Annotated in this window: 3 protein-coding genes; all 3 read right to left on the bottom strand. The window is 50.4% G+C overall.

The features are described from left to right. On the bottom strand, positions 1-842 hold an 842-nt coding region (hydE, locus tag FWJ59_RS08545; protein WP_414481522.1), incomplete at its 3' end, for a [FeFe] hydrogenase H-cluster radical SAM maturase HydE. Between the two features lie 92 nt (positions 843-934). After that, positions 935-2329 carry a [FeFe] hydrogenase H-cluster radical SAM maturase HydG gene (hydG, locus tag FWJ59_RS08540; protein WP_092282377.1) on the bottom strand — a complete coding sequence of 465 codons (1395 nt, stop codon included), beginning with the start codon at positions 2327-2329 and terminating at the stop codon, positions 935-937. Between the two features lie 156 nt (positions 2330-2485). Then, positions 2486-3700 (bottom strand): [FeFe] hydrogenase H-cluster maturation GTPase HydF, encoded by a 1215-nt coding sequence (gene hydF, locus FWJ59_RS08535; protein ID WP_414481521.1) that lies wholly within the window; start codon positions 3698-3700, stop codon positions 2486-2488. Positions 3701-3758: the final 58 nt, after the last annotated feature.

Raw genomic sequence — 3758 nt, 5'->3', positions numbered from 1 at the left:
TCCCTTCCCCTGGGATGCAGAGTCCCCATGGCGGTTGTAGCCGGAAGCAGGCAATCGGGCACCAAAAGGCGCGCCAGCGCCACCATGACCAGCGTATCCTCCACGGTGCCTGCTTTTTCCTTTCCAAGCGGCGTCTCTTTATGGGGAATAAAAGGCCCGATACCTATCATATGGGGGTTGAGCTGTTTGAGAAACAGCAAATCCTCCACCAGATCTTGCTTGGTCTGGCCGGGCAAACCCACAATAAAGCCGGCTCCCACCTGATATCCTATCTCCTTGAGCACCCATAGACACCTTCTGCGGTTATCGAAGCTTGCCCCGGGATGAAGCCTTTCATACAGGCTTTTGGACGCCGTCTCGTGGCGAAGCAGGTATCGCTCTGCCCCCGCCTCAAAAAAAGCGCGGTATTCATCGTCATCCCTTTCGCCTATGGATAAAGTGATGGCCGCATCGGGAAAGGATTTTTTTATGCGGGCAATTATGCTCACAACTCTATCCGCCGTATACCACGGGTCCTCTCCGCTTTGAAGCACAAAAGTCCTGTACCCTAGAGCATACCCTTCCCTGCAGCATTCAAATATTTCCTCTTCACTCAAGCGGTATCTTTCGGCCTTTGAATTGCCCGCACGTATACCGCAGTATAAGCAGTTCATTCGGCATATGTTTGAAAATTCAATGAGTCCGCGCATATAAACCTTGTTGCCGTAATACCGATCCCTGGTCCTTCTGGCATAATCAAACAGCTTCTGAGTATGCTCTTCGTCCAAATTTTCCAGCACATAAATGAGCTCATCCCTGGATAGCTCATTGGTATTGTAAAGCTTATCAAGCAGTAAATCCAAGCTGTTCACCGGATACCTCCTCTGCGCTTTTTATTTCCAAATATCTGTTTTAAAACAAACACAAAATTTCACGTCTTGTGCCGGCAAAAGGATTAGAAGAACAAATCCCTTTCGCCATTTTCAATTCTTCTCAGCCTTTCTATGGTCTTATCGCGCATAACAGGATTGGGGATTTTTGCAAGATTTCTCTCGATTACCTGGTTGCCTAAAGCCTTCAATTCATCATCGGCGTAGTCCTCTAAATATTCCTTGAATGTCAGTATGGCATTGGGATAGCATAGGTTGTGGATCTGCCCGCTTTTGGCAAAGGCCATAAACCTCTCTCCTGTTCTGCCTGCCCGATAGCAGGCGGTACAGTAGCTGGGCAGATAACCCTGCCTGCACAGGCTCTTTAAGACCTCAAGGGGTGAACGATGGTCGGCCAGCTCAAACTGAGGCTGATTGTCACCCTGCTCATGGAGCATATACCCCCCCACATCAGTGCAGGACCCAGCGCTGATCTGCGAAACTCCGAGATTGATAACCTCTTCCCTGAATCCGGGCGCTTCACGCGTCGAGAGAATGATGCCCGTATACGGCACAGCCAAACGCAGTATGGCCACTATCCGCTTAAAATCGTGGTCGGATACCAAATAGGGATATTCGTCCAGAGAAACGCCCACGGCCGGCCTGAGCCTTGGCACCGAAATGGTGTGCGGTCCCACCCCGAACTTCTCCTCCAGATGCTGCGCATGGAGCAAAAGCCCGAGAACCTCGTACCTGTAATCATAAAGGCCAAACAGCACGCCCAGGCCTACATCGTCTATGCCTGCTTCCATCGCCCTGTCCATGGCGGTGGTGTGGTAGTCGTAGTCGCTCTTGGGGCCCGAGGGATGGTATTTGCTATAGCTTTCGCGGTGATAGGTCTCCTGGAACAGCACGTAAGTCCCAATCCCGGCAGCTTTCAGCTTTCTGTAGTTTTCCACGCTGGTTGCGGCTATGTTGACGTTAATACGCCTGATGCTCCCGTTTTTAATCTTTGTGCTGTATATCACGTCCATCACATGGGTTATATACTCGATGGGGCAGTTTTTGTCATCTTCGCCAGCCTCCAGGGCAATCCTCTTGTGCCCTAGGCTTTCGATTATCTCCACTTCCCTGCGCACTTCCTCATCGGTAAGCTTCCTTCTCGGAATTTTATTGGTGCATTTATACCCACAGTACCTGCACCTGTTTACGCAATAGTTGGACACATACAGCGGCGCGAACAGCACTATACGGGTGCCGTATATGGCATCCTTTACCTGACGTGCGGCTTCAAAGAGTTTCTCGTTAAGTTCTGGGTCATCGATTTGAAGGAGGGCGGCTGTCTCCTCCAGGGTTAAGCCCTTGGCCTGCCTGCCTTTCTCTATAATGGCCTCGACTTCTTCCCTCGTCCTGTTTTTCCCCTTCTCCAGTGCCTCAAATATTACATCGTCCTTTATAAAATCGGCCTTTTCAGCCGTCAACATGACCAATCATCCCCTTCTGAAATTTATAATTTTTGTTAAACTTGACCATTAAGCAAAATTTTGTATTTTCAAGCTGGCAAAAGGTTCCTAGCTTTAAATCCTCCGTGCCATTATTGCCAGCTCTATAGCCCATAATAGCTCAAGTGTTTAAAATTATATTTGCCCTTTAAACGGCTGCAATGCCCGATCCAAAATCCCCTGAACATAGGCTATAAAAACGCCGTAGTTGACGATCGGTACCCCGGCATCCACAACCCGCCTTATTCGGTTCCGCATCTCCTTCCTGTTGAGCATGCAGCCGCCGCAGTGGATGACCAGGGAATACTCGTTCAGATTATCCGGGAAATCCATCCCGCTTGCAAAATCGAGTTTCAAATTCCTGCCTGTCTTTTGCAAAAGCCAGCGGGGGATCTTGACCCTGGCTATATCGTCGTCCTGCCGGTGGTGGGTACAGGCTTCGGCTATAAGGACCCTATCTCCGTCCTTGAGTTGATCAACAGCCCTGGCACCCCTCACCAGTTCCCTCAAATCGCCCTTGTACCGCGCAAAAAGGATGGAAAACGAAGTAAGGGGTATATCCGGGGGCGTATCGGCCGCAACCTTATGAAACACCTGGGAATCGGTGATGACCAGCCGCGGTTTGACTTTCAGGCCGTCCAGCGTAGCTCTAAGCCTGTCCTCCTGGGTCACAACGGCCATTGCCTTACCGTCCAGAATGTCCCTTATGGTCTGCTGCTGGGGAAGAATGAGCCTGCCCTTGGGCGCCGATTTATCGATGGGTACCACCAGTACCACAAAATCTCCGGGAGAGATCAAATCCCTCACTATACAATCCTGGTTCTCCTCTACCTGCGCGGCTTTAATAATGGCCTCCTTTAACTCCTCTATCCCCCTCCCGGTAGCGGAAGACACCTCTACAATGGGAATTCCCCATCTTTTACCGTACGCTGCTATGACTTCGGCAGGGATCGTGGATTGGTCAGCCTTATTGATAACCCCTACGATAGGCATGCCCTGCTTTTTAAGCATGCCCACCATATATTCTTCAAACTCACCTATACCTGCGCTCCCATCCACTACCAAAATAGCCACATCGGTCTTGTTCAAAACCTCCAGCGTCCTCTTTCTTCGAAGCTCCCCCAGCTCACCCTCATCATCCAGGCCTGCCGTATCGATCAATACCACAGGCCCCAAAGGTAATAGCTCCATGGCCTTATATACCGGATCAGTGGTGGTACCCTTTACCGGCGACACAAGAGCGATATCCTGGCCGGTCAGGGCGTTTATAAGGCTGGACTTTCCGGCATTTCTCCTTCCAAATATGGCAATGTGCAGGCGTTCCGAACGCGGCGTATTGCTAAGGCTCATTATATACCACCTTTCTCATGATCGCTTTCTTTCAATCGTAGCGCAGGTTCCATCTCCA

This window comes from Caldicoprobacter sp., from assembly GCF_047459465.1.
GTDB lineage: Bacteria > Bacillota > Clostridia > Caldicoprobacterales > Caldicoprobacteraceae > Caldicoprobacter.
The sequence above is the reverse complement of the archived record's forward strand: the minus strand, read 5'-3'. Positions and strand labels throughout refer to the sequence as shown.

Bases quoted from the DNA above. Each gene is read 5' to 3' on its own strand.
- hydF (WP_414481521.1), bottom strand. From the start codon at position 3,700: ATGAGCCTTAGCAATACGCCGCGTTCGGAACGCCTGCACATTGCCATA.